Here is a 24,510-nt window from a genome sequence, read left to right on the forward strand (position 1 = left end):
TCACAGGATGTGATGGTTTTAGCCTTCGTTCCTCTATCGCTAATCCCCAAGGAGTCGCCCAGCCTCCACTCCAATCAACTTATTTACATAGTAGAAGTTTTAACAAAAGTCATCCACAACTTTTGGTGATGAACCATAAAATTAAGTTCAATGAGCCGTTTTTTAATATAACTCCACTTCGGAAAGGTCAATATGTAACCTTTCTAAACTACTACCTGTTGATACTTTATGGTAATGGGGGCATTTTATCTTGTTATAGATACCCCAAAGAGTCTTTTGTATGTATATTTTTTAAAATAAAAAGCCAAGAAAACGAATTTGCTCTCTTGGCCTTCTATTGTAATTGCAATTAACGTTTTGCAATTTCTTGTTGTAATAATTTATTGACCATTGGTGGGTTCGCTTGACCTTTAGTAGCTTTCATAATTTGACCAACTAAGAAGCCGATAGCGCGATCCTTACCATTTTTGAAGTCTTCGATTGATTGTGCATTGTTGTCTAGAACTTCTGTAACGATAGCAAGTAATGCACCTTCATCAGAAATTTGAACTAAACCTTTTGCTTTAACGATTTCTCCTGCAGAACCGCCTTTTTCTACTAATTCAGCAAATACTTTTTTACCGATCTTAGAAGAAATTGTACCGTCAGTGATTAATTTCACCATTTCTGCAAGGTTTTCTGGTGTTAATGCAGTATCTTTAAGGTCTTTTTGTTCTGCGTTTAGATAGGCAGAAACATCCCCCATAAGCCAGTTTGCTGAAAGCTTTGCATCCGCATCTTTAGCTACCATTGCCTCGAAGAAGTCTGAGATTTCTTTTGAAATAACAAGAACTCCTGCATCATATGGTGTTAAGCCTAATTCTTCAACATAGCGTTTTTTACGAGCATCTGGTAGCTCTGGAATTTCTGATTTTACTCGTTCTAACCATTCATCATCGATTGATAGACGAACTAAGTCTGGCTCTGGGAAGTAACGATAATCATCTGTTCCTTCTTTCACACGCATAAGAATTGTTTTACCTGTTTTTTCATCGAAACGACGAGTTTCTTGATCAATTACCCCACCTGAAAGAAGGACATCAGCTTGGCGTAATTCTTCGTGCTCTAAACCACGGCGAACATAGTTGAAAGAGTTCAGGTTTTTAAGCTCTGTTTTCGTACCGAATTCTTCTTGACCGTATGGGCGGATTGAGATGTTGGCATCACAACGTAAAGATCCCTCTTCCATTTTACAGTCTGAAACATCTGCATATTGGATGATTGATTTTACTTTTTCAAGATACGCATACGCTTCGTTTGGTGTACGAATATCTGGCTCAGAAACGATTTCTACAAGTGGTGTACCTTGACGGTTAAAGTCAACTAAAGAGTGGTCGTCACTGTGAGACAGTTTACCAGCATCTTCTTCCATATGAAGACGTGTAATACCAATACGTTTTGTATAACCATCTACTTCGATATCAACCCAGCCGTTTTTACCGATTGGCTTATCAAATTGAGAAATTTGATAAGCTTTCGGATTATCTGGATAGAAGTAGTTTTTACGGTCAAATTTTGTTTCTTGTTCGATTTCCATATTTAGTGCAAGTGCTGCACGCATTGCGAAATCTACAACATTTTTATTAAGTACAGGTAGGACACCAGGATAGCCTAGGTCGATAACTGTAGTATTTGTATTTGGTTCAGCACCAAAATGAGCTGGTGCTGGTGAGAAGATTTTTGAGTTCGTTTTTAACTCAACGTGTACTTCTAAACCAATGACTGTTTCAAAGTTCATGTTATTTTCCCTCCCAAATTTGAGGAACTTGTTTATGGAACTCCGTTGCTTGTTCAAAAGCATGAGCTACACGGTAAATTGTTGCTTCATCGAAATATTTACCGATAATTTGTAGGCCTAGTGGTAGACCATTTTCAATACCACATGGGATTGAGATGGCTGGCACACCAGCTAAGTTCATAGGAATCGTTAAAATATCATTTGCATACATCGTCATTGGATCATCGACGTTTTCACCAATTTTGAATGCTGGTGTTGGAGAAGTTGGTCCAATAATTACGTCAAAGTCTTCAAATACTTTGTCGTAGTCTGCTTTGATAAGTGTACGTGCTTGTTGAGCTTTTTTGTAGTAAGCATCATACGTACCTGCACTTAGCGAGTAAGTACCAAGCATGATACGACGTTTTACTTCATCGCCAAAGCCTTGTGCACGTGTTTCTTTATAAAGGTCCATCAAATTATTAACATTTTCTGCACGGAAACCATAACGGATCCCATCAAAACGAGAAAGGTTAGAAGACGCTTCAGAAGAAGAAAGAATATAGTATGCTGCAAGTGCATATTTCGAGTGAGGAAGCGATACTTCTTCTACTGTAGCACCTAAGCCTTTTAATACTTCTAATGCATCAAGCACTGATTGACGTGCTGCTTCGCCAACACCTTCACCAAGGAATTCTTTTGGCACAGCGATACGTAAGCCTTTTACGTCACCTGTAAGGGCTGCTGCGTAGTTTGGTACTTCTACGTCTGCAGAAGTTGAATCGTTTGCATCTAATCCTGCGATTGCTTCAAGTAAAAGGGCGTTATCTTCAACATTACGTGTAATTGGTCCGATTTGATCTAAAGAAGATGCAAATGCAACTAGACCAAAGCGAGATACACGACCATATGTAGGCTTCATCCCTACAACACCGCAATATGCTGCTGGTTGACGGATTGAACCACCTGTATCAGAACCAAGTGAGAATGGTACTTCACCTGCTGCTACTGCTGCTGCAGACGCACCTGAAGATCCACCTGGTACGTGGTTTAAATTCCATGGATTTTTTGTTGTTTTATAGTACGAGTTTTCATTTGAAGAACCCATTGCAAACTCGTCCATGTTTAATTTACCGATAGTGACCATACCAGCTTCGCGTAGCTTTTTAACTACTGTTGCATCATAAATTGGCATAAAGCCTTCTAGAATTTTAGAAGCACAAGTTGTTTCTAAACCTTCTGTCACGATGTTGTCTTTAACACCGATAGGGAGACCAAAAAGTGGTCCACGCTCTTCAAATGGCACTTTATCCATTTCAGCTGCTTGTGCAGTTGCTTTTTCTTCGTTTGAAGCAAGGAAAGCTTGTACATCGCCGTCAAGCTTTGCCACACGTTCGTATGCTTCTTTTGTTAAATCAGCGATTGTTAGGTTACCCGCTTTAATGTCAGCTTGTAGCTCCTTTGCTGAACGTTCAAATAACGTCATGAGGAATCCTCCTATGTTTTAGTATTACATGATAGCTGGTACTTTTACTTGACCATCTTCTTGTTCTTTTACGTTTAACATCATTACTTCACGGTCTAAGCCTTTTGTTGCCACATCTTCACGCATTACGTTTACTAATGGTAAAACATGAGTTGTTGGTTCAACATTCGTTGTATCTAACTCGTTTAGTTGCTCTGCGAAGTCTGTAATTTTACCAAGCTGTTCAGCAAATTTCTCTGCTTCCTCTTCCGTAATTGCAAGACGTGCTAAATTTGCAACGTGTTTAACTTCTTCTTTTGTTAATTTTGCCATTTTTCACACCTCCGAATACTCACTCAATTCATTGTTTTTATCGATAACAATAGGGTTGAATAAAGTTAACCATGCAAGTAATCATAACATTTTTCATATTAAAAATCACAACTTTCACCAAAAATAAAGAAACTTTCACTACTATGACGAAGTGTTGTCTTTAGGGACTGCTTTTCGAGTCCTTCATATAGACTTCGCTTTTCAGGAGTAGGGCATGGGTTGTGTGCTGCGCTCTTGAGACAGGGAGGCTTTCCGTCGATTCGAAGACTTTATCCGTCGCTCTGACGAATCTTTCCGTCGCTTTCGCTTTTCTATCCGTCTCTTCGGCGGGACTATCCGTCGCTCTTGTTTCTTTCCGTCTTTTCGAAGACTTTATCTGTCGCTCTGACGAATCTTTCCGTCGCTTTCCCTTTTCTATCCGTCATTTCGGTGGGACTATCCGTCGCTCTTGTTTCTTTCCGTCGATTCGTAGACTTTATCCGTCGATCCGGGATATCTTTCCGTCGCTTTCCCTTTTCTATCCGTCTCTTCGGCAGGGCTATCCGTCGCTCTTGTTTCTTTCCGTCGATTCGTAGACTTTATCCGTCGCTCCGGGGTATCTTTCCGTCGCTTTCACTCTAAAGAGTCTATCCAACACTCTGATTAATTCTTCCAACGAACTCATTTTTCTTCCCATAAAAAATATAGTCAGCGCGAGGCTGACTATATTTTAATAGATATGGACGTATGGTTCCTTTTCGCTGGCATTCTTTACGATCAATGCCTCTGGACCATTTATTGAGGTAATATTTACTTCAACATTGATGTTATCAAATTGATTGATCAGAACACCTGTTAAATATTGAGTAAAGCCTATAATTTCAGACTTGCCGTAGAATTGGATTGGCACTTCAATCGTTAGCTTTTGAATTTTTTTATCTTGATAGAAGCCTGTTCCTATTACACTAGTATAATTAGAAAAGTATTTATCTACATCTTGTTTAAAATTCTTAAAGTTATTGCTAACATCTCTGTATACATCCTGTGATTCACTCGTTGGGAATAATACATATTCTTCGTCGATACCTTTCCAATTAGCTACGTCGTTTTGTCCTGCTTTTGCTACGCCATAGCTAAAATACGTTCCTGGAATAATGTCATTGCGAGCTTTTTGTTTAAACAAGCCTACTACAATCGGTATATCTTTCAATTCATCACGAGTTCTTAGGCGGGATACAATTTCAGCGGCCATTTTCTTTCCTTGCTCAATGAGTTTTGCCTCCGGAATTGGTTGCTCATAGTACTCTCCATATTTTTCTTTTTGATAGTAATAAATAGAGTTTAAGGAAAGTCCTATCGAAATACCGCCTAATTTCACTTTATTATCACTAGTTTTTGTTAAATAATTTTGCTCAACAATATGTGATAAATAGATTGGGGCCTTAGTTGCACGTTCTTCTGCTGGCATTGAGTCCGTCGTTGGGGGATTTAAACCTTCCTTCGTTTGTGAACTACGTGCAAGCCAATCTGTCACTGTGCTTTCCGCTAAATATTGCCCCTCTTGGAAGAAGTAGTTTTCTGTGTCAAACTCATTTTGAGAAAGTCGCATTAAACCTGTTTCTACTTCCTTCATATCATATTTCGTAAAGATATTTGAAACTACTAATCCTCTGCTAGCACTTTGTTTATAAGGTGTTAGCGTTCTATAGTATGAATCATCAATCTGTATGCTTGGAATAATCGTTGTTTCCGCTTTTTCCTGTTGCGTCTCCTGTGTAAGCTCTGTTTCCTTCTTATTAGAAGGCACACAGCCGACTAGCATTGCAGCAGCGACAATTGCTGGAATGAGTCGAAATGACTTCATTATTTTTATACTCCTTTACTGTAAACCAAATTCTGCTCGACGAATTGTTCATACCCTACCTATGGGCAGAAAGAGACATATATAAAATGCCTCTATTCTCCACCAAGTGAGTATGACAATTCATCATACTTTACTATAATATTTGGCTCATCACCATAACGTGTGGTTGATTTCTGTTCCGACTGGGCGCTTTGTTGCTGACGCTACGCTTTCGCACAGAAAACATTTGTAGCTGCCGCTTTGCTTTCGCTACAGAAAACATTTGTTGTTGCTGACGCTTCGCTTTCGCACAGAAAACATCCGCTAGCGCTGCAGGGTCTCGAGCCAACAGATGTTTTTTGCGCGAAAGCGTAGTGCTAACGCAGCGTCAGCAAAAGGGTTTCATTCTGTGCGAAAACGTAGTGCAACGAAGTGACAGCAAAAGGGTTTTATCTGCGCGAAAGCGTAGCGGCAGCGGCAACAGCACCGATGTTGGTCACGAAGGCGTTATCACAGGACGTGATGGTTTTAGCCTTCGTTCCTCTATTGCTGATCCCCAAGGAGTCGCCCAGTCTCCACTCCAATCAACTTATATAAAGTATACATTTTTACAAATGTCATCCACAACTTTTGGTGACGAATCTGATATTTCCCATTATTTTACGAGGTTAAGCTGTTCGATCAGGCTGTCTTCATTCCAAACTTCAATACCTAATTGCTCGGCTTTTGCTAGTTTAGAACCCGCATCTGCTCCTGCAATGACAAGATCAGTTTTTTTGCTGACACTGCCTGAAACAATACCACCTAACTCTTCTATTTTCGCCTTTGCTTCGTTACGTGTCAATTGCTCAAGTTTACCAGTTAATACGATTGTTTTGCCCGCAAAAGGATTATCCCCAACAGCTACTTCTATCTTTTTACCTTTATATGTCATATTGACACCTACTTCAGCAAGGCGTCCAATGACTGCACGTGCATCCTCATTTGAAAAATACTCGACAAGCGATGAAGCCATTTTATCGCCAATTTCATGAATCGCCACTAGTTGCTCCTCTGTTGCTGCCATCACTGCTTCCATCGTTTCAAACTCCTCTGAAACAATTTTTGCTGCTTTTTCGCCAACATGTCGTATCCCTAATCCAATTAGTAAACGCTCCATCGAATTTTCTTTGGAAGCCTGAATAGCACTCACTAAATTCGTCGCTGATTTTTCTCCCATACGCTCAAGCTCGACAAGCTGTTCTACAGTTAAGTGATACAAATCAGAAATATCATGAATTAAATCTGCACGTAATAATTGCTCAACGACTTTATCACCAAGACCGTCAATATTCATAGCATTACGCGATACGAAATATTTAATGCTCTCCGCAATTTGTGCAAAACATGCCGGATTTACACAGCGTAATGCCACTTCTCCTTCGATACGAATAAGCTCGCTATCACAAACTGGACAACTTTCAGGCATTACATATGGCACTGAGTCCTCAGGGCGCTGTTCTAGTATTACACCTACAACTTGAGGAATAATATCTCCAGCTTTTCGGATAATGACTGAATCACCTAGTCGAATATCTTTTTCTCGAATTAAATCCTCATTGTGTAATGACGCACGTTGAACTGTCGTACCTGCCACTTGAACAGGCGATAAAATAGCAGTTGGTGTAACAACACCTGTACGACCAACCGTTAAATCAATATCAAGTAATGTTGTCACTACTTCCTCAGCAGGGAATTTGTAAGCAATTGCCCAACGTGGACTCTTTGCTGTATAACCAAGCTCATCCTGTTGCGCATAGCGATCCACCTTAATAACAATACCGTCAATTTCATAGGCTAAATTCGGACGATTTTCAGTCCATTTTTCGATAAAGGCTAGTACATCTTCAATTGTTGAGCAGCGTTGACGCTCTTTATTTGATGGGAAGCCTAGTCCTTCTAAATAATCGAGCATCTCTGCATGACCGTCAATACCGTATGCCTCGCCATCTCCCCCAATTGCATAAATAAAGGTTGATAGTTGACGACTCGCTGCTATTTTAGGATCTAACTGGCGTAAAGAGCCGGCAGCTGCATTTCGTGGATTAGCGAATAATTCCTCTCCATTTTCAGCACGTAGGGTATTTAATTTTTCAAATGATTTTTTAGGCATATATGCCTCACCACGTACTTCAATTGTAAGTGGTTCCTTCAATCGAAGAGGTATTGCTCGAATCGTTTTTAAATTTGCTGTAATATCTTCCCCTACAACACCGTCTCCTCGCGTTGCTCCTTGTACAAAAACGCCATTTTCGTATTTTAATGAAATGGCAAGACCATCAATTTTCAGCTCGCAAACATAGGAAAAGTTATCACCGATTGCTTGACGTACTTTACGGTCAAATTCACGTAAGTCTTCTTCATTAAAAGCGTTTGATAGACTTAGCATCGGGTAATCGTGAGTCACCTTCTTAAAGCCTTCTACCACTGCCCCGCCTACACGCTGCGTAGGTGAATCTAGGTAAATAAGTGACGGATTCGCTTCCTCTAATGCAATAAGCTCATGTAATAATTGGTCATAAACACTATCTGCTACGACAGGTTTATCCAACACGTAATAGGCATGACCGTATTCGTGTAATAATTTATTTAACTCCACAACGCGCTGTTCAATTTCGTTCATTTAAGTTCCTCCGCTTACCCTTTTTCAATAGGTGCAAATTGTGCTAGTAATCGCTTAATACCAATAGGTTGTGGAAAGGCAATATCTAGCTCTGTACTATCACCCTCACCTTTTACACTAACAACCATACCTGTTCCCCATTTTTTATGGATCGCTTTGTCTCCAGCCTTCCAGCCAAATTGGTCTCCACCAGTTGTTTGTAAGCGAGCTGTTGCAGGCTGTGTTTTCTGAACCGCTCCAAGTGTACGTTTTTGATAGCCGCCTGCAGAACGATTACTAGAGGCAAACGGAACCTCAGGCTTCGAACCACCTTTGGATATTGATTCTGTAATATCTTCCGAAATTTCACCTAAGAAACGTGACACATTGTTGTAGCTAGAACGACCAAAAATCGTACGACTTTGTGCACTCGTTAAATATAAGCGTTCCTCTGCACGTGTCACGCCGACATACATTAATCGTCTTTCTTCTTCCATTTCATCCATATCATCAAGTGAACGAGAATGCGGGAAGATATTTTCCTCCATTCCAATGATAAAGACAATAGGGAATTCTAAGCCCTTTGCAGCATGCATTGTCATTAAAATAATGTTGCCCTTCGATGTGTCATCTTTATCAAGTGCATCAATATCTGCAATTAGCGCTAAATCAGTTAAAAAGGCAATTAAGCTTTTATCATCACTACGCTCTTCAAAAGCCTTTGTTACTGATAAAAACTCTTCAATATTTTCTAAGCGGCTTTCCGCTTCAATCGTCTTTTCATTTTGTAGCATTGCTCGATAACCAGATTTGTCAATGACCTGCTCTACAATTTCTGTCACCGATAAATATTCTTGCATCTCTGTAAAGCCTTTAATCATTGCATAAAATTGCTCAGCTGAATTAGCAGCCTTCCCTGAAAGACCCATGAATACAAGATCATTCATGGCATCAAAAATAGAGCGATCTTGTTCAATCGCATAGCGCGCCATTTTTTCAAAGGAAGTTGCACCGATACTACGCTTTGGCTCATTAATAACACGTGCGAGTGATAAATCATCATCGTTATTGGCAATAAGGCGTAAGTAGGCAAGTAAATCCTTAATCTCTTTACGATCATAGAACTTAGTACCACCAACTATTTGATAAGCCATATTGGACTTAACAAGCACTTCCTCCATCACACGGGACTGAGCATTTGTACGATATAGTATCGCAAAGTCATCAAACGTACGATTTTCTTTTTGAATAAGCTGTTGAATTGTTTGTACAACGAATTGCGCTTCCTCTTGCTCGTTATACGATTTGTACAACACGATTTTTTCACCCTCTGCATTTTCTGTACGCAGTTCTTTTGGATAACGTGTTGTATTATTTTGAATGACGTCATTTGCCGCTTGTAGGATGCGTTTTGTTGAACGATAATTTTGCTCAAGCATAATGGCCTTAGCATTTGGATAATCCTTTTCGAATGAAAGAATATTGCTAATATCTGCACCACGCCAACGATAAATCGATTGGTCTGAATCACCTACAACACAAATATTTTTAAATTTCTTGGCAAGCAACTGAACGAGTAAATATTGGGATTTATTCGTATCTTGATATTCATCTACATGAATATATTGGAATTTATTTTGATAGTATTCAAGCACTTCTGGTACACGATTGAATAATGTAATAGTTGTCATAATTAAATCGTCAAAATCGAGTGATTGATTGCGGCGTAATCTTTTTTCATAACCTTTATAAACACGTGCAATCGTTTTTTCGTAAGGATTATTTTCATTGATTTGACCTGCATAATCGTCCGCAGTTTTACATTCGTTTTTTGCTGAACTAATCGCATTTAAAATCGCACGAGGTTCAAAACGTTTAGTATCAATATTTTCATCCTTCATAACATTTTTAATAACTGATAGCTGATCAGTAGAATCTAAAATTGAAAAGTTACGTGATATTCCAAGCTGATCAATATTACGTCGTAAAATACGCACACACATTGAGTGGAATGTCGATACCCACATACTATCGCCAGTTCCGTTACCTAGTATGCCATCTATACGCTCACGCATTTCACGTGCAGCTTTATTTGTAAATGTAATTGCTAAAATCTTTGATGGGTATACTTCTTTTTCAATTACTAAGTATGCTATACGATGTGTCAATACACGTGTCTTCCCTGATCCAGCACCCGCCATAATTAGAAGCGGCCCCTCAGTTGTTTTAACCGCATTTTCCTGCTCAGGATTCATACCTGCTAATAAGTTTTTCGTTAACTGCTCCATTCCGCACCGCCTTACAAACATTTGTTCTTACATTATATATTATTTTTTACAGCCTTAACAGTCGCAAGTGCAGCTTTTAAATCTTCGTAAATAATATTACCAACTACTACTGTATCTGCATATTTTGCCATTTCTGCTGCTTGCTTAGCAGATGTAATACCGCCACCGTAAAACAGTCGCGTATTTTTCAGTTCATTTTTCACAGCACTTACAACCTCAATATCCCCATAAGTACCGCTATACTCTACATAAAATACAGGTAGTCTAAAGAAATTTTCAGCCATACGTGCGTATGCAACAACATCATCAATAGATAAATCAGTTTTCGCATTCGTTACTTCCGCTACTTTACAATTCGGGTTTAAAATACAATAACCTTCAGCGACTAGTTCATCCCATACCATAATATCTCCATATTCTTTAATGGCTTCATGGTGTAAATTTTTAATCCACTTTGGATCGTCACTATTCAACACGGTTGGAATGAAATAATAGTCATAACCTGGTGTTACTGAATCAATCGCAGAAATTTCAAGCGCTATTGGTACTTCAAAGCGTCTTACACGAACAAGTAAATCTAATACACCATCTAAAGTTACACCGTCTGTTCCGCCAACTATAATAACATCTGTACCTGATTCACAAATTTTTTCTAGTGCCTCATCTGAAATATCTTTAGCTGGGTCTAGCTTGAACACATGTCTCCATTCTAAATAATCCATCTATTTTACCACCTATCATTTTCTATCTATTCGTTTACAAGTATAGCTTATGACTGTCTACAAAAAAATGAAAAAGACTGGGTAAAAACTCTACCCAGCCCCTTTACCTACTATTCTTTTGGTGCTTGAAACGGCTTTTCATCTGGATACAAACGACCTAACATTTCATCATATGTATCATTCCCGTAATCAAAGCAACGACGTACACGCGAAATAGTTGCTGTACTTGCACCTGTTTCCTTTTTAATGGATTCGTAGGTTTTCTTTAAACGTAGTAAATGCGCAACCTCAAAGCGTTGTGCCAGCGATTGAATTTCACTAATCGTACATAAATCATCAAAAAATTTATAGCATTCTTCGATGTCTTTCAGCTCTAACACTGCTTTAAATAATTGATCTGTTTGATGCCCTCGAATTTTTTCGATTTGCATGCAATCTTCCTCCCTTTAAGGCTGCGTTTTCACCATTGCTTGTAACCCTGGTGAAGTTGGTACGAAATGAATCCAAGACTTCCCTGGTACTAACTTCACAAGCTCCCCAGACTCTTCTACAGCCATTGGTATTCCATCAATATTAGCCCATTTGACTTCTCTCATATAGCCATTTTGAAATACATACGCATTTCCACCAGAAGTTAAATCAATATCTTGGCGCCCCTCATTATCAATCGTTCGATGTTTCATTTCAAAAAATAGAACATTTGAAAATGATAATGTATCGCCTGTTAACATATCCTTTGTGTCAACGCCAGCCGATTGTCGTCCATAACGATTACTTTGCTTATCATACAAATACGAATTATGGAAATACTCACTATTTCCGTAGTAAATGTCCACTCGACTTGTTTCATTGCCTATTTTACCACGTTCATCGGGTTCATAAAAAGCCTCATGTACTTTTTCATGGTAACTCATTGAAGCGCCCACTTTTTCCGCTCCATTTACTATATTTTCAGACGTAATATACGAGTTGTGTGGAGCAACACGGTCTTTTGAACGCTTAAAAAGTGTGCCATCATAATCCATACCATTTATATTGTCGACTACATTATTAGTAAGCATCGATTTTGCCTCTGGGCTATAACCATGTGCTACGTAAAATGCACCATAGCTTTTTGCAAGATCAACAAAATAAGATCGAGCACTACGAACAGGCCCTACATTTTCTGGCAGTTCACTTTGATAAACTGCTAATAAACGCGTAACATTGCCTTCTGCCAGCATTTCATAAATGATATCTGCCGCTTCTATTCCTGATTGTGGACGTGCTTTCGGGTGATTATTAACGGTAACAATAATTGGACGTTGTGTAATTTCTTCCTTCACAGCTTCACCTGTTAACGGAGCAACAAACGCTCCTTCTTGAACAGGCTCTTCAATAGCAGTTCCATCGTCAACCTTGCTCGTATCATCTTTCTTCACTTCCGACGAATCTTTTGAACATCCTCCTATCAATAAGGTGCTAAAAGCCATTGCGATAAATAGTTTCTTCGATTTGAACACAAGCATTACTCTCCTTTTATCAATTACATCTACCATAGGGAAACTTCAATTAACGCATCACTGCTGGTAATAATAACTTATTCTTCATAACATCAAAAATCCCTTTTGGCGTTATACGAATATATGGTAAATGTGTCGATTGTAAGAATAGTAAAGAATAAATTGCGTCTCCTAAGTGGTAACCACGTTCTGCTAATGCTTGCTTTAAGAACTTCTCTTTTTCTGCTAGTTCCTTCACATCTCCATCATATAAAAGACCGCCAATTGTTAAAGGAACGGTAGCAATTACTTCACCTTTTTCAACAAGGACAATACCACCACGCATTGCCTTCATTTCCTCAAAGGCTTTGATCATATCGTCTTTATTTTTTCCGATCAGTAAAATATCGCCTGTATTCGAATAAGATGAGGCAAACCCTTGAACACTAGTAGCAAAACCTTTAATCATCGTGTTAACATGCCAATTGCCATCTCTATTCATAAGCATTAAATAACATTCATCATGATCTGCAAGCTGCCCTTCTCTAGTAATTAATGAGTTATATGGTTTCGTAATAACATCATTTACTAACTCAATTCCAAACGGCATCGAGAATTGAAAATCATGAGATGTTAATGAAAAATCTAAGTCAAATGCAGGTAACGCTGAATAATCAATTTCAGCAAGTTTTTGCACTTGTTCTCCATCGCGTTTTAACCAAACACCCTTCGAAAGTACGCTCTCAGGAACTGGATGCCATTCATCTTGTAAAATATTTAGGGAGGCAAATCGACCTGTTGCGATAAAGCCATGTAAGTTGGACATATTATAATAACGTGCCACATTATAGGAAGCCATTTGATAAGCATCTATTGGCGCTACACCTGCATCTAAAGCTACTTGAATACATTTATCCATTACACCATCCTCATGAAAAGAAGGTGGTGAACCATCTGTTGTCATCATTAAATGATCAAAAATAGGTAGTTCTTTTTCGACTATTCCCTTTAATAGATCTGGTAGGTCTGGACGTATTGAAGAATGACGTAGCGTTACAGCATATCCTTGCATAATACGTCGTTCTACTTCTTCCACTGTCATAGCTTCATGATCACCATCTGCACCAAGTAGCTTCATACGTGCTAAAGTTCGTTCAGATGCACCAGGGAAATGCCCTTCTATTTTTTTCCCGTAGCCCTTAGCCATTTGCATGCGATAGAGCATTTGGTCATCGCCATGTAACAACCTTGGCCAGCCCGTTAATTCTCCTCCAAGTAAAACATCATCTCGTTCCAACCATTCTAAAATGGACGTATTAGAAAAAATCTCTTCCTCCTGTTCCATTTCAGTTTGCGAATCAAAACGAGTCCACCAATAAAATGAAAACGGTAGCTTTTTCAAATCATCCAGTATTGAAAACGCTTTCTTATTTTCTAAAGATAAAACGAAGCTTAAATTATCTGAAATAAAAGCTGTAGTTCCAAGTTGTCCACAAAAATCTGCAAAAGATTGCGGATGGTATAACTGGAACGGATGAACATGCGGCTCAATATATCCTGGTACAATGGTTTTATTCGTACAATCGACCACCTCGGTCCCTTCTAATAACGGAGGCATTCTATCACCAGCATAGACAATACGATCTCCTAAAATCCAAATGTTCCCTACTATCCATTGTTTGAGCATGCTATGTAAATAACGTGCATTTTTTAATACAATATCCGGTGCTTTTTTTCCATCAATTACAGCTAATTGTTGACGTAATTCTGTAATTTTCCATACTGGATCCATTCTATTCGCCCCTTCCTAAATTACGTAAAATTTCATTGTGTAAATCCTACGCGAAATCACATACTACTACTGCATAAACGCTTTTTTTCATAAAATTAATGCTTTATGCAATCATCTTGTTTCAATCGTAACACAGCACTTTCATAAAACAAAGTGCACCCCGCTTTATTTTTTCCACAATGACTAAAGGAGGAAATATTATGATGCAAGAATCGAATTTAAGCGAAAAAAATGCCTTTTGTCGCTTTGCCATGGGTGTAAGTTTAACGGCATTTGGTATCGCTAAAGTCTCAAGAAATCCTGAATGTACGAAAGGTCGATTGATGATTGCATTTGGTGCCTTTAAAATGGCTGAGGGTATCTTTAAGTATTGCCCAACGAAAGCTTTACTGTGCTCTACTATGGAGAGCTCTATGAGCAACAGCAACAACAATAGCACCGGCAACTCTTCTATGCAAAGTATGTTCAGCGGCCAAAATTCTATGTCATCTGAACAAATCGGTAAACTCATGAAGGATTTCTCCTCTGTTATATCTGGAAATACGTCAGGATCAAATGCAACTGCATCAAAGCAATCTGACTCCAGCACTTCAAATCAAAATTCCTCAGAAAGTAAAAATTCTACAAATAAAGCTCAAAATCCTTCTTAGTCAAAGGAGCCGTCTCAACTGTACAGTTGAGACGGCTTTCACCCTTTTTAAATCATACGTTTGAAAACAATAAGAAGTTTCATTGAATGATTAAAATATTTAATTTTACCATAGTGTGGGTTGATTTCGGTTCCGACTGGGCGCTTTCCTGGGGGCGTCCGATGAGCCGCTTCACTCGCGTTGCTCGCTCCAGGGTCTCATCTGTGACGCTAATCCCCGAGGAGTCGCCCAGCCTCCACTCCAATCAACTTAAATACAATGCATATGTTTTAATAAATGTCGTCTCCAACTTTAAGTATAAATCTAATTAGAAGAAGCAGGTTCGCGTTGCAGGCTACTAACTTTTCCGTGAATACAATAAGCCATCCCTTCGCTTTCGCACAGAAAATATATACTCCGAGCAGGATCTCTTCTGTCTCACTTTTCCTGGGAAAGCTTTGCTCTAAGATAAAAGCAAAGCGGCGGGAGCAATCGAGTGGCCCTCCGCTTCAATCAGCTAAAAAGGTTTTACATCAGCAAAATGCAAACAAAAAATCCTATTATATTCTAGGGCAATTATTTCCCTAATCAATATGCCCGTACTATTTAAAAGTACGCCAACCGATATCTTTGCGGTAGAAGAAATTGTTCCATTTTTCAGTTGCAATACCTGCGTATACTTTTTCTTGTGCTTCTTTTAAAGTAGATGCCTTTGCTCCTACTAATAAAACTCGGCCACCGTTACCAACAAAGTTTTCATCTACAGACTTTGTACCCGCATGGAATACCGCGTGTGAAGCTGATAGAGCCTCTAGGTTAGGTAATGCATTTCCTTTTTCAACGTCCCCTGGATAACCTTCAGCAGCAATTACTACGCCTAGCATTGCTTCTTCGGACCATTGCAGATCAAATGGCTTTTCATCCATCAAGGCTGTCATAAATGCACCAAAATCAGATGTCATACGTGGTAAAACTACTTGCGTTTCAGGATCTCCAAAGCGTGCATTAAACTCAATCACTTTTGGACCATTTTTCGTTAAAATCAAACCTGCATATAAAATCCCTGTAAACGATTCACCATCTGCCTCCATACCTTTCACGGTCGGTTCAACAACCGTCTTAAATGCATCATCCACTACTTCTTGCGAGATTTGAGGTACCGGTGAATAGGCTCCCATACCACCTGTATTTGGTCCTTTATCGCCATCATAAGCACGTTTGTGGTCTTGAGCAATCACCATTGGGTAAATCTGACCTTTATGGACAAATGACATAAAGGAGAATTCTTCTCCGTCTAGGAATTCTTCAATGACAACACGAGAAGAGGATTCACCAAAACGTTGGTTCCCAATCATATCTTCTACTGCTTCAATTGCTTCGTCTTCTGTCATTGCGACAACTACACCTTTACCAGCTGCTAACCCATCTGCTTTGATAACGATTGGAGCACCTTGCTCTTTAATATAGGCTATAGCCTTTGCAGCTTCAGTAAACGTTTCATGGGCTGCTGTTGGGATATTATATTTATTCATAATATCTTTCGCGTACGATTTACTGCTTTCGATTTGTGCTGCTGCCTTTGTTGGACCAAATGCTCGTAAGCCACGGGCAGTAAAGAAATCAACGATGCCTTCAGCAAGTGGTTGCTCAGGTCCTACAAAGGTTAAATCTACTGCATTTTCTTTTGCAAATTGTGCAAGACCTGCAAAATCCATAGTATCAATAGCAACGATTTCCGCATCGCCCCTCATGCCATCATTACCAGGTGCTACAAATACTTTATTAACAGATGGTGAAATACTAAATTGTTTGGCGATAGCATGTTCTCGACCGCCGCTTCCAATGACTAATACTTTCATTTTAGGGAATCCTCCTCTTTGTACGTAAGACCGAGATGTTGCCCATCTCGGTCTAGTTTTTGGATATTTTAGTGTTTGAAATGACGTACGCCAGTGAATACCATCGCAATGCCGTATTCATTCGCTTTATCGATTGAATCCTGATCTTTGATAGAGCCACCTGGTTGAATAATGGCTGTAATACCAGCCGCTGCAGCTGCTTCTACAGTATCGCTCATTGGGAAGAATGCATCTGATGCTAATGCTGCACCTTTTGCTTTTTCGCCCGCTTGCTCAAATGCGATTTTAGCTGCTCCAACACGGTTCATTTGACCAGCACCAACGCCAAGTGTCATTTGAGAATCTGTCACAACGATAGCGTTAGATTTAACGTGCTTCACAACTGCCCAGCCAAGTTGTAATGCTTCCCATTCTTGTGCTGTTGGTTCACGGTCTGTAACAACTTTAATATCTGCATTAGAAAAACCGTAGCGATCTGGTTCTTGTACAAGAAGACCACCTTCAACTGATACAACATTGAATTTGTCTTGTTTTGCTTGCTCGAAAGGAATTGTTAATAAGCGAATATTTTTCTTCTTCGTTAAAATATCAAGTGCTTCTTGAGAGAAAGCTGGTGCGATGATAATTTCTAAGAAGATATGGCTTAATTTTTCAGCAGTTGCTGCATCTACTTCCATATTTAAAGCAATAATACCACCGAAAATAGATGTTTGATCTGCTTCATACGCTTTATCAAACGCTTCTTCTAATGTTGCGCCCGTTCCAACACCACAAGGGTTCATGTGCTTTACAGCTACTGCTGCAGGCATTTCAAACTCTTTGACAATTTGCAATGCGGCATTACCGTCTTGAATATTGTTGTATGATAATTCTTTACCATGTAATTGCGTAGCATAAGCTAATGAAAAATCTGAGCCTAGACGTTTTTGATAGAACGCTGCTTTTTGATGAGGATTTTCACCATAGCGTAAGTTTTGTTTTAATTCATATGTCATTGTTAAGCTCTCTGGGAACTCTTCTTCTGTTAAGTAGTTTGATATATATGAATCATAAGCGGCTGTGTGACGGAAAACTTTTGCAGCTAACTTACGACGTGTTTCAATTGTCGTAGCACTATTAGCTTTAAGTTCCTCTAATACGTTCGTATAGTCCTTGCTATCCACAATTACTGTTACATATTGATGGTTTTTTGCTGCAGAACGTAACATTGTTGGACCACCGATATCAATATTTTCGATAGCGTCATCCCATGTTACATTAGGCTTTGAAATTGTTTCAACAAACGGATAAAGATTAACACATACAATCTCAATTGGCTCAATTCCATGCTCATTCATTTGTGCTTGATGAGAAGCATCGTCAAACTTTCCTAATAGTCCACCGTGAATCATTGGATTTAAAGTTTTTACACGACCATCTAAAATTTCAGGGAATTTAGTTACTTCATCTACTGCTGTTACGGCAACATTATTGTCTTGTAACATTTTTTTCGTACCACCAGTTGATAAAATTTCATAACCTAATGCTACTAGTTCTTTTGCAAATTCTAAAATACCATCTTTATTGGAAACACTGATTAATGCACGTTTAGTCACAACGAAATCCTCCTAATTTTTATCGTGTTTGCCACGAATATGTCTTGCTATTATTGATAGAGTAGAGTTAGGCTGTATTGTTCCAGAAGACCTAACTCCTCACCACTGAATTACTTTAATAATTGCTGTAAAGCTTTTGTATATAGCCTATGCTCTTCCTGATGAATGGCCGTTTCTGTTGCCTCACGGTCACCTTCAACAACTTGAACTGCCGATTGGGCAATAATAGGTCCTGTGTCCATACCTTCATCTACAAAATGGACGGTTACACCTGTTATCTTAACTCCGTGTTCCATTGCTTGACCAATGGCATCTTTACCAGGGAAAGCCGGTAATAGTGACGGGTGAATATTCACGATGCGCTGTGGGTATGCAGTTAGTAATACTTCACTAATTAAGCGCATATAACCTGCAAGCACAATCCATTCTACATGACATTTATGGAGAGCCTCGATAATAGCAGTCTCATAATCTGCTTTTGAAGAAAACTCTTTCGGACTTAAAGCTAGCACTGGAATACTATAGTTCTCAGCACGTGTCACTACAAATGCACTAGGCTTGTCTGTGACAACAAGTTCGATCTTTGCATGTAGTTCACCACGCTCAATGGCCTCTTGAATAGCTTGAAAGTTACTGCCGCTACCTGAAGCAAAAACGGCAATTTTAGTTGGTGCAGTCATTACACTAAACTCCCATCATGTGAGCCATTGAATACAACACCCTCGCCTTTCACAACGCGACCGATTTTGTATGCTTTTTCACCATTTGCTTCTACTGTAGTAAGGACTTTATTTACTTCATCAGCAGGTACAGCTAATACGAAGCCAATACCCATGTTAAAGACATTATATAAATCCTTGTCCTCTAACTGGCCTTTTTCTTTTAAAAACTCGAAAATACGTAAGACAGGCCAAGATCCTAAGTCAATTTCAGTTGCTAAACCTTCAGGCATCATACGTGGTAGGTTTTCATAAAAACCACCGCCAGTTACATGTGCACAGCCATGAACGTCTGCTGCTTTTAAAGATGCAAGCACAGGTTTCGCATATAATTTTGTTGGCACTAACAAAGCTTCCCCGATAGGACCAAGATCCTCGTAGCCTTCCACAATCGAATCAACTGCGTAATGATTATCTGCAAAGACAATTTTTCTCACTAATGAGTAACCGTTTGAATGCACTCCACTTGAAGCAATACCAACAAGCACGTCACCCTCTACGATGTTCTCGCCTGTTACGATGGCAGATTTTTCACAGGCTCCTACTGCAAAACCAGCTAAATCATACTCATCTTCTTCGTAAAGACCTGGCATCTCTGCCGTTTCTCCACCGATTAATGCCGCACCAGATTGCACACAGCCATCTGCAACACCCTTTACAATTTGCTCAATTTTCGCTGGTTCAGCCTTGCCAAGCGCTACATAATCTAAAAAGTACAATGGTTCAGCACCTTGCGCTACGATATCATTGACACACATCGCTACACAGTCCACGCCAATCGTGTCGTGCTTATCTACCATAAACGCTAGCTTTAGTTTTGTCCCAACACCATCTGTACCTGAAATAAGAACAGGTTCCTTAAGATTTAGTTCTGACAAGTCAAACATACCACCAAAACCACCGAACGTGCCCATCACACCTAGACGGTTTGTACGTTCAACGTGAGACTTCATTCGTTTTACGGCTTCGTAGCCTGCTTCAATATTTACACCTGCTTGTTCATATGCTTTTGACACGCAGAGTTCCTCCTTATCATCCAAATCGCCTTGGCACATCTGAATCTAGATTCGTCATCATCGCTAGACGTCTTTAGATGTTTTTCTTAACGTAATAGTTCTTTTTCATGCGGTAAGATTGTATCTGGGAAAATTTCTGTTGGATATTTACCTGTAAAGCATGCTAGGCATAATCCACGGTTTTCATCTTCATATGGTCTTGCAATCGTCTCCACCATACCTTCAACGGAAAGGAATGTTAGTGAATCAGCTCCTATAACATCACGTATTTCATCTACATTGTGGCTAGATGCAATCAATTCTTCATGTGTGGAAGTATCGATGCCATAATAGCAAGGATCCGTCATAGGTGGCGAAGAAATCACAACATGAACTTCTGCTGCCCCTGCATCTTTTAACATTTTTACAATACGTCGTGAAGTTGTACCGCGAACGATTGAATCATCCACCATCACCACTCGTTTACCTTTTACGACTTGAACAACTGGAGAAAGCTTCATTTTCACACCGCGTTCACGTAGTTCCTGTGTCGGCTGGATAAATGTACGACCTACATAACGATTTTTAATAAGACCTAGCTCATACGGAATGCCACTTTCCTCTGCAAAGCCGATTGCTGCTGAAATACTTGAATCAGGCACACCTGTTACAACATCAGCTTCAATATGTGCACATTCACGAGCAAGCTGTTTACCCATACGTTTACGCGCCATGTGGACATTAATACCATCAATATCAGAATCAGGACGTGCTAAATAAACGTACTCCATCGCGCACATTGCACGTTTATCCATATCTACAAAACGATCAGATTTTACACCCTCATCGTTAATAATTAATAACTCACCAGGTTCAACAGATCGAACAAATTCTGCACCTATTAAATCAAATGCACAAGTTTCAGAGGCTACAACCCAACCATCTCCTAGCTTCCCAAGAGATAATGGACGTAAACCATGTGGATCACGTGCAACAAGCATTTCATCTTTAGTCATAATTAAGAACGAATACGCACCCTTTAATAAAGATAGGGCATTTTTCACCTTCGCACGGAATGGTGAATGCGAGCTTTTCTTAATAAGATGCGCTAACACTTCAGTATCGGAGCTAGAATGGAAAATACTCCCTTGACGCTCTAAGTACTGTTTTAAGTGCGTTGCATTGACTAAATTACCGTTATGAGCAATTGAAAGGCTACCAGTTGAGGAGTGGAATAATAACGGCTGTACATTTTCAATACCGCCACCTCCAGCAGTCGTATAACGGACATGGGCAATTGCTGCTTTTCCGTCCACTGCCTTTAATTTCTCTTCGTTGAAAACATCATTAACTAGTCCTTCGCCTTTCACCGCGCGAAGATGCTGACCGTCAGAAACGACGATCCCAGCACCTTCTTGGCCACGGTGTTGAAGAGCATGAAGCCCGTAATAACTAAGGTGTGCTGGATTTGAGTTGCCCCAAATACCAAACACCCCACATTCTTCGTTTAAGCCTCTGAGTTCAGCAAGCATGGGATTGCTCCTTTCCAATTAGAACGGAATTCCTCCACTGTACCTTCTACAAGCACACCGTTGTCACCGTTGATTTTAACAAGCGCATCGTTTGTTACGACACCGATTTTCATTGCGTCTTTTACAATTTCTACAAATGCAGCTGCATTTTCTTCTTTCACTGTTACAACGAAGCGAGATTGTGTTTCACTGAATAATGCTGTTGTAGCAGAGCCTGTTAATGTCACATCAAGACCTAAGCCATTTGCGCCAAATGTTGTTTCAGCAAGCGCAACTGCAAGACCACCTTCTGCTACATCATGTGCAGATTGTACGATTCCAGCTTTAATCGCTTTAAGCAATGCTTCTTGACGTGCAGCTTCAATTTGTAGGTCAATAGCTGGTGCTTTCCCTGAAATAACCCCATTATTTAATAATTTTTGAAGCTCCGAACCACCGAACTCAGTTTTTGTATCGCCGATCACAAATACTACATCACCAGCAGCTTTTACTTCTTGAGTTGTCACATGAGCTAAATCTTCAATTAGTCCAACCATACCGATTGTTGGTGTTGGGTAAACCGCTTCGCCAGAACGCTCGTTATAAAGAGATACGTTACCGCCGATTACTGGTGAATTCAATGCTGTACAAGCGGCTGAAATACCATCAGCTGATTTTTCAATTTGCCAGAAGATTTCTGGTTTCTCAGGATTACCGAAGTTTAAGCAGTCAGTAATCGCTAATGGTGTACCACCAGATGCTACGATATTACGAGCCGCCTCTGCTACAGCAATGGCACCGCCAACCTCTGGATCTAGGAAAATATAACGAGAGTTACAGTCAGTAGTCATCGCTAAACCTTTGTTCGTACCGCGGACGCGAATCACTGCTGCATCAGAACCTGGTGCAACGACTGTTGATGTACGTACTTGATAATCATATTGATCGTAAACCCACTCTTTTGAAGCAACTGTTGGTGCTTTTAAAAGTGCATTTAATGTTTCTTTGTAATCTGTTACCACTGGTTCTGTGTTTTCCATCGCTTGGAACTCAGCATAGTAAGCAGGCTCTGCAGATGGTTTATGATAAACTGGCGCATCTTCTGCAAGTGCATCAGCAAGTACTTCAGCTACAACTTCACCATTATGTAATAGGCGTAGCATTTTATCATCCGTCACGCGACCAATTGCCACAGCATCTAAATCATATTTATCGAAAATCGCTTTAATTTCATCTTCGCGACCTTTTTTCACAACAAGTAGCATACGCTCCTGAGATTCAGATAACATCATTTCATATGCTGTCATGCCTGTCTCACGTTGAGGTACTAAGTCTAAGTTCATTTCTACACCAGAGCCAGCTTTAGAAGCCATTTCTGCTGATGAAGAAGTAAGACCAGCAGCACCCATATCTTGAATACCTACTAGCGCGTCAGATTTTACAACTTCTAAACATGCTTCAAGTAAAAGTTTCTCCATAAATGGATCTCCTACTTGTACTGCTGGACGTTGGTTATCAGATTCTTCTGTTAACTCTTCAGATGCAAATGTTGCACCATGGATACCGTCACGACCTGTTTTAGCTCCCACATACATGACTGTATTCCCTACACCAGCCGCGATTCCACGTTGAATATCTTTGTGGTCGATTAAACCTACACACATTGCATTCACAAGTGGGTTGCCTTCATAGCAAGGATCGAATTGAATTTCGCCACCTACTGTAGGAATCCCGATACAGTTACCGTAACCTGCGATACCAGCAACTACTTCTTCAAATAAATATTTACCACGCGCTGATTTTAATTCGCCAAAGCGTAATGAGTTTAGCATCGCAATTGGACGTGCACCCATTGAGAAAACGTCACGGATAATACCACCAACTCCTGTAGCAGCACCTTGATAAGGCTCAATTGCTGATGGGTGGTTATGTGATTCCATTTTAAATACAACTGCTTGTTCGTCACCAATATCTACGATACCAGCACCTTCACCTGGACCTTGTAAAACTTGTGGACCCTTTGTAGGGAATTTACGTAATACTGGTTTAGAATTTTTGTATGAGCAGTGCTCAGACCACATTACTGAGAAAAGACCTGTCTCTGTCCAGTTTGGTAGACGTCCTAAAATACCTTCTACCATTGCAAATTCTTCGTCTGACATCCCCATACCAGCGTATAATTTTTGATCTTTAATTTGCTGTGCTGTTGGCTCAAACTTAGTTGTTGACATGATTTTCCCTCCACTGCTTCACAATTGATTTAAATACTGCTAGACCGTCTGCTCCGCCCACCAGTGCATCAACAGCTCGCTCTGGGTGAGGCATCATACCTAGTACATTGCCGCGCTCGTTTATAATCCCCGCGATATCTTCTAAAGAACCGTTTGGATTTTCGCCTGAGTATGTAAACACGATTTGATTGTTATCTTTTAATTGTTGTAAAGTTTCCTCGTCACAGTAGTAGTTACCTTCACCATGTGCGATTGGAATATTGATTATTTGGCCTTGCTCATATTGATTTGTGAATAATGTATTATTGTTTTCAACTTTAAGCTGGATTGTACGACACATGAATTTCAAATTTTTGTTACGAAGTAATGCACCTGGTAATAAACCTGCTTCAGTTAAGATTTGGAAGCCATTACATACTCCTAATACCGGCTTACCAGCATCCGCTGCCTTCTTAACCTCTGCCATAATATTAGATTGGTTGGCCATCGCACCACAGCGAAGATAATCCCCGTATGAGAAGCCTCCTGGTACTAAAATGCCATCAAAGCCACTTAAATCTGTTGCTGTATGCCATACATATTCTACTTCTTCACCTAGCTCGTCTTTAATCGCATGATACATATCGATATCACAGTTTGACCCAGGGAAAACGAGTACTGCGAATTTCATG

20 protein-coding genes are annotated in these 24,510 nt (G+C 39.8%); 3 read left to right on the plus strand and 17 right to left on the minus strand.

Features of this window, described 5'->3' with window-relative positions:
• The coding region (locus ACMZ42_RS24670) for a hypothetical protein (protein ID WP_415733118.1) at nucleotides 1-353 on the plus strand (353 nt) is incomplete at its 5' end.
• Here the strand turns inward: ACMZ42_RS24670 and gatB are convergent.
• Genes gatB through gatC form a run of 3 tightly spaced genes read right to left on the minus strand, consistent with a single transcriptional unit; the run spans nucleotide 350 to nucleotide 3,554 of the window.
• Nucleotides 350-1,777: an Asp-tRNA(Asn)/Glu-tRNA(Gln) amidotransferase subunit GatB gene (gatB, locus tag ACMZ42_RS24675; RefSeq protein ID WP_415733119.1), complete on the minus strand. Its 1,428-nt coding sequence runs from the start codon at nucleotides 1,775-1,777 to the stop codon at nucleotides 350-352. The genes ACMZ42_RS24670 and gatB overlap by 4 nt on opposite strands.
• A gap of 1 nt (nucleotide 1,778) precedes the next feature.
• On the minus strand, nucleotides 1,779-3,242 hold the full coding sequence (gatA, locus tag ACMZ42_RS24680; RefSeq protein WP_376078144.1) for an Asp-tRNA(Asn)/Glu-tRNA(Gln) amidotransferase subunit GatA: 1,464 nt from the start codon (nucleotides 3,240-3,242) through the stop codon (nucleotides 1,779-1,781).
• A gap of 24 nt (nucleotides 3,243-3,266) precedes the next feature.
• A complete protein-coding gene (gatC, locus tag ACMZ42_RS24685) occupies nucleotides 3,267-3,554 on the minus strand; it encodes an Asp-tRNA(Asn)/Glu-tRNA(Gln) amidotransferase subunit GatC (RefSeq protein ID WP_010857153.1) in 288 nt (95 codons plus the stop codon).
• Nucleotides 3,555-3,775: 221 nt separating this feature from the next.
• Between gatC and ACMZ42_RS24690 the strand changes: the two genes are divergently transcribed.
• Nucleotides 3,776-4,129, plus strand: a complete 354-nt coding sequence (locus ACMZ42_RS24690; protein ID WP_415733120.1) for a hypothetical protein — start codon at nucleotides 3,776-3,778, stop codon at nucleotides 4,127-4,129.
• Between the two features lie 134 nt (nucleotides 4,130-4,263).
• Here ACMZ42_RS24690 and ACMZ42_RS24695 read toward each other — a convergent pair whose 3' ends face one another.
• The 7 genes from ACMZ42_RS24695 to ACMZ42_RS24725 form a co-directional block, all read right to left on the minus strand.
• Nucleotides 4,264-5,397 (minus strand): CamS family sex pheromone protein, encoded by a 1,134-nt coding sequence (locus tag ACMZ42_RS24695; RefSeq protein WP_370079189.1) that lies wholly within the window; start codon nucleotides 5,395-5,397, stop codon nucleotides 4,264-4,266.
• A 634-nt stretch (nucleotides 5,398-6,031) separates the two neighbouring features.
• Entirely contained in the window at nucleotides 6,032-8,038 is a 2,007-nt protein-coding gene (gene ligA, locus ACMZ42_RS24700; RefSeq protein WP_415733121.1) for an NAD-dependent DNA ligase LigA, read from the minus strand.
• A 14-nt stretch (nucleotides 8,039-8,052) separates the two neighbouring features.
• Nucleotides 8,053-10,305 (minus strand): DNA helicase PcrA, encoded by a 2,253-nt coding sequence (gene pcrA, locus ACMZ42_RS24705; protein ID WP_415733122.1) that lies wholly within the window; start codon nucleotides 10,303-10,305, stop codon nucleotides 8,053-8,055.
• A gap of 32 nt (nucleotides 10,306-10,337) precedes the next feature.
• On the minus strand, nucleotides 10,338-11,027 hold the full coding sequence (locus tag ACMZ42_RS24710; RefSeq protein WP_370079183.1) for a heptaprenylglyceryl phosphate synthase: 690 nt from the start codon (nucleotides 11,025-11,027) through the stop codon (nucleotides 10,338-10,340).
• 110 nt (nucleotides 11,028-11,137) lie between these two features.
• Complete coding sequence (locus ACMZ42_RS24715) at nucleotides 11,138-11,458, minus strand: YerC/YecD family TrpR-related protein (RefSeq protein ID WP_004225717.1); 321 nt, start codon at nucleotides 11,456-11,458, stop codon at nucleotides 11,138-11,140.
• Between the two features lie 15 nt (nucleotides 11,459-11,473).
• Nucleotides 11,474-12,529 carry a DUF3048 domain-containing protein gene (locus ACMZ42_RS24720; protein WP_370079181.1) on the minus strand — a complete coding sequence of 352 codons (1,056 nt, stop codon included), beginning with the start codon at nucleotides 12,527-12,529 and terminating at the stop codon, nucleotides 11,474-11,476.
• A gap of 49 nt (nucleotides 12,530-12,578) precedes the next feature.
• Complete coding sequence (locus ACMZ42_RS24725) at nucleotides 12,579-14,300, minus strand: adenine deaminase C-terminal domain-containing protein (protein WP_415733123.1); 1,722 nt, start codon at nucleotides 14,298-14,300, stop codon at nucleotides 12,579-12,581.
• Nucleotides 14,301-14,500: 200 nt separating this feature from the next.
• Here ACMZ42_RS24725 and ACMZ42_RS24730 point away from each other — a divergent pair, with 200 nt between their 5' ends.
• Complete coding sequence (locus ACMZ42_RS24730; RefSeq protein WP_415733124.1) at nucleotides 14,501-14,950, plus strand: hypothetical protein; 450 nt, start codon at nucleotides 14,501-14,503, stop codon at nucleotides 14,948-14,950.
• Between the two features lie 581 nt (nucleotides 14,951-15,531).
• On the opposite strand, the gene purD is transcribed toward ACMZ42_RS24730, so the two are convergent.
• The 7 genes from purD to purQ all read right to left on the minus strand — a co-directional run bounded on the left by purD (nucleotide 15,532) and on the right by purQ (nucleotide 24,509).
• Complete coding sequence (gene purD, locus ACMZ42_RS24735; RefSeq protein WP_415733125.1) at nucleotides 15,532-16,788, minus strand: phosphoribosylamine--glycine ligase; 1,257 nt, start codon at nucleotides 16,786-16,788, stop codon at nucleotides 15,532-15,534.
• 68 nt (nucleotides 16,789-16,856) lie between these two features.
• A complete protein-coding gene (purH, locus tag ACMZ42_RS24740) occupies nucleotides 16,857-18,383 on the minus strand; it encodes a bifunctional phosphoribosylaminoimidazolecarboxamide formyltransferase/IMP cyclohydrolase (protein WP_415733126.1) in 1,527 nt (508 codons plus the stop codon).
• 110 nt (nucleotides 18,384-18,493) lie between these two features.
• Nucleotides 18,494-19,063: a phosphoribosylglycinamide formyltransferase gene (gene purN / locus ACMZ42_RS24745; protein WP_415733127.1), complete on the minus strand. Its 570-nt coding sequence runs from the start codon at nucleotides 19,061-19,063 to the stop codon at nucleotides 18,494-18,496.
• A complete protein-coding gene (gene purM, locus ACMZ42_RS24750; RefSeq protein WP_415733128.1) occupies nucleotides 19,063-20,118 on the minus strand; it encodes a phosphoribosylformylglycinamidine cyclo-ligase in 1,056 nt (351 codons plus the stop codon). Before purM ends, purN begins: the two co-directional genes overlap by 1 nt.
• 86 nt (nucleotides 20,119-20,204) lie before the next feature.
• The gene (gene purF, locus ACMZ42_RS24755; protein WP_370079167.1) at nucleotides 20,205-21,629 is read right to left on the minus strand and encodes an amidophosphoribosyltransferase; all 1,425 of its coding nucleotides are present in this window, start codon (nucleotides 21,627-21,629) and stop codon (nucleotides 20,205-20,207) included.
• Complete coding sequence (gene purL, locus ACMZ42_RS24760; RefSeq protein ID WP_415733129.1) at nucleotides 21,605-23,839, minus strand: phosphoribosylformylglycinamidine synthase subunit PurL; 2,235 nt, start codon at nucleotides 23,837-23,839, stop codon at nucleotides 21,605-21,607. The genes purF and purL overlap by 25 nt, the downstream gene beginning before the upstream one ends.
• Nucleotides 23,826-24,509 carry a phosphoribosylformylglycinamidine synthase subunit PurQ gene (gene purQ, locus ACMZ42_RS24765; RefSeq protein WP_337988657.1) on the minus strand — a complete coding sequence of 228 codons (684 nt, stop codon included), beginning with the start codon at nucleotides 24,507-24,509 and terminating at the stop codon, nucleotides 23,826-23,828. The genes purL and purQ overlap by 14 nt, the downstream gene beginning before the upstream one ends.
• Nucleotide 24,510: the final 1 nt, after the last annotated feature.

It is taken from the genome of Lysinibacillus sp. NPDC056185, from assembly GCF_047737915.1.
Lineage (GTDB): Bacteria > Bacillota > Bacilli > Bacillales_A > Planococcaceae > Lysinibacillus.

What these genes read in the sequence shown, in the direction of transcription:
- purF (WP_370079167.1), bottom strand. Translation starts at nt 21,629, where the DNA reads ATGCTTGCTGAACTCAGAGGCTTAAACGAAGAATGTGGGGTGTTTGGT.
- gatA (WP_376078144.1), bottom strand. Translation starts at nt 3,242, where the DNA reads ATGACGTTATTTGAACGTTCAGCAAAGGAGCTACAAGCTGACATTAAA.
- ligA (WP_415733121.1), bottom strand. Translation starts at nt 8,038, where the DNA reads ATGAACGAAATTGAACAGCGCGTTGTGGAGTTAAATAAATTATTACAC.
- purQ (WP_337988657.1), bottom strand. Translation starts at nt 24,509, where the DNA reads ATGAAATTCGCAGTACTCGTTTTCCCTGGGTCAAACTGTGATATCGAT.
- ACMZ42_RS24715 (WP_004225717.1), bottom strand. Translation starts at nt 11,458, where the DNA reads ATGCAAATCGAAAAAATTCGAGGGCATCAAACAGATCAATTATTTAAA.
- purD (WP_415733125.1), bottom strand. Translation starts at nt 16,788, where the DNA reads ATGAAAGTATTAGTCATTGGAAGCGGCGGTCGAGAACATGCTATCGCC.
- ACMZ42_RS24730 (WP_415733124.1), top strand. Translation starts at nt 14,501, where the DNA reads ATGATGCAAGAATCGAATTTAAGCGAAAAAAATGCCTTTTGTCGCTTT.
- gatC (WP_010857153.1), bottom strand. Translation starts at nt 3,554, where the DNA reads ATGGCAAAATTAACAAAAGAAGAAGTTAAACACGTTGCAAATTTAGCA.
- purN (WP_415733127.1), bottom strand. Translation starts at nt 19,063, where the DNA reads ATGACTGCACCAACTAAAATTGCCGTTTTTGCTTCAGGTAGCGGCAGT.
- pcrA (WP_415733122.1), bottom strand. Translation starts at nt 10,305, where the DNA reads ATGGAGCAGTTAACGAAAAACTTATTAGCAGGTATGAATCCTGAGCAG.
- ACMZ42_RS24695 (WP_370079189.1), bottom strand. Translation starts at nt 5,397, where the DNA reads ATGAAGTCATTTCGACTCATTCCAGCAATTGTCGCTGCTGCAATGCTA.
- gatB (WP_415733119.1), bottom strand. Translation starts at nt 1,777, where the DNA reads ATGAACTTTGAAACAGTCATTGGTTTAGAAGTACACGTTGAGTTAAAA.
- ACMZ42_RS24725 (WP_415733123.1), bottom strand. Translation starts at nt 14,300, where the DNA reads ATGGATCCAGTATGGAAAATTACAGAATTACGTCAACAATTAGCTGTA.
- ACMZ42_RS24710 (WP_370079183.1), bottom strand. Translation starts at nt 11,027, where the DNA reads ATGGATTATTTAGAATGGAGACATGTGTTCAAGCTAGACCCAGCTAAA.
- purL (WP_415733129.1), bottom strand. Translation starts at nt 23,839, where the DNA reads ATGTCAACAACTAAGTTTGAGCCAACAGCACAGCAAATTAAAGATCAA.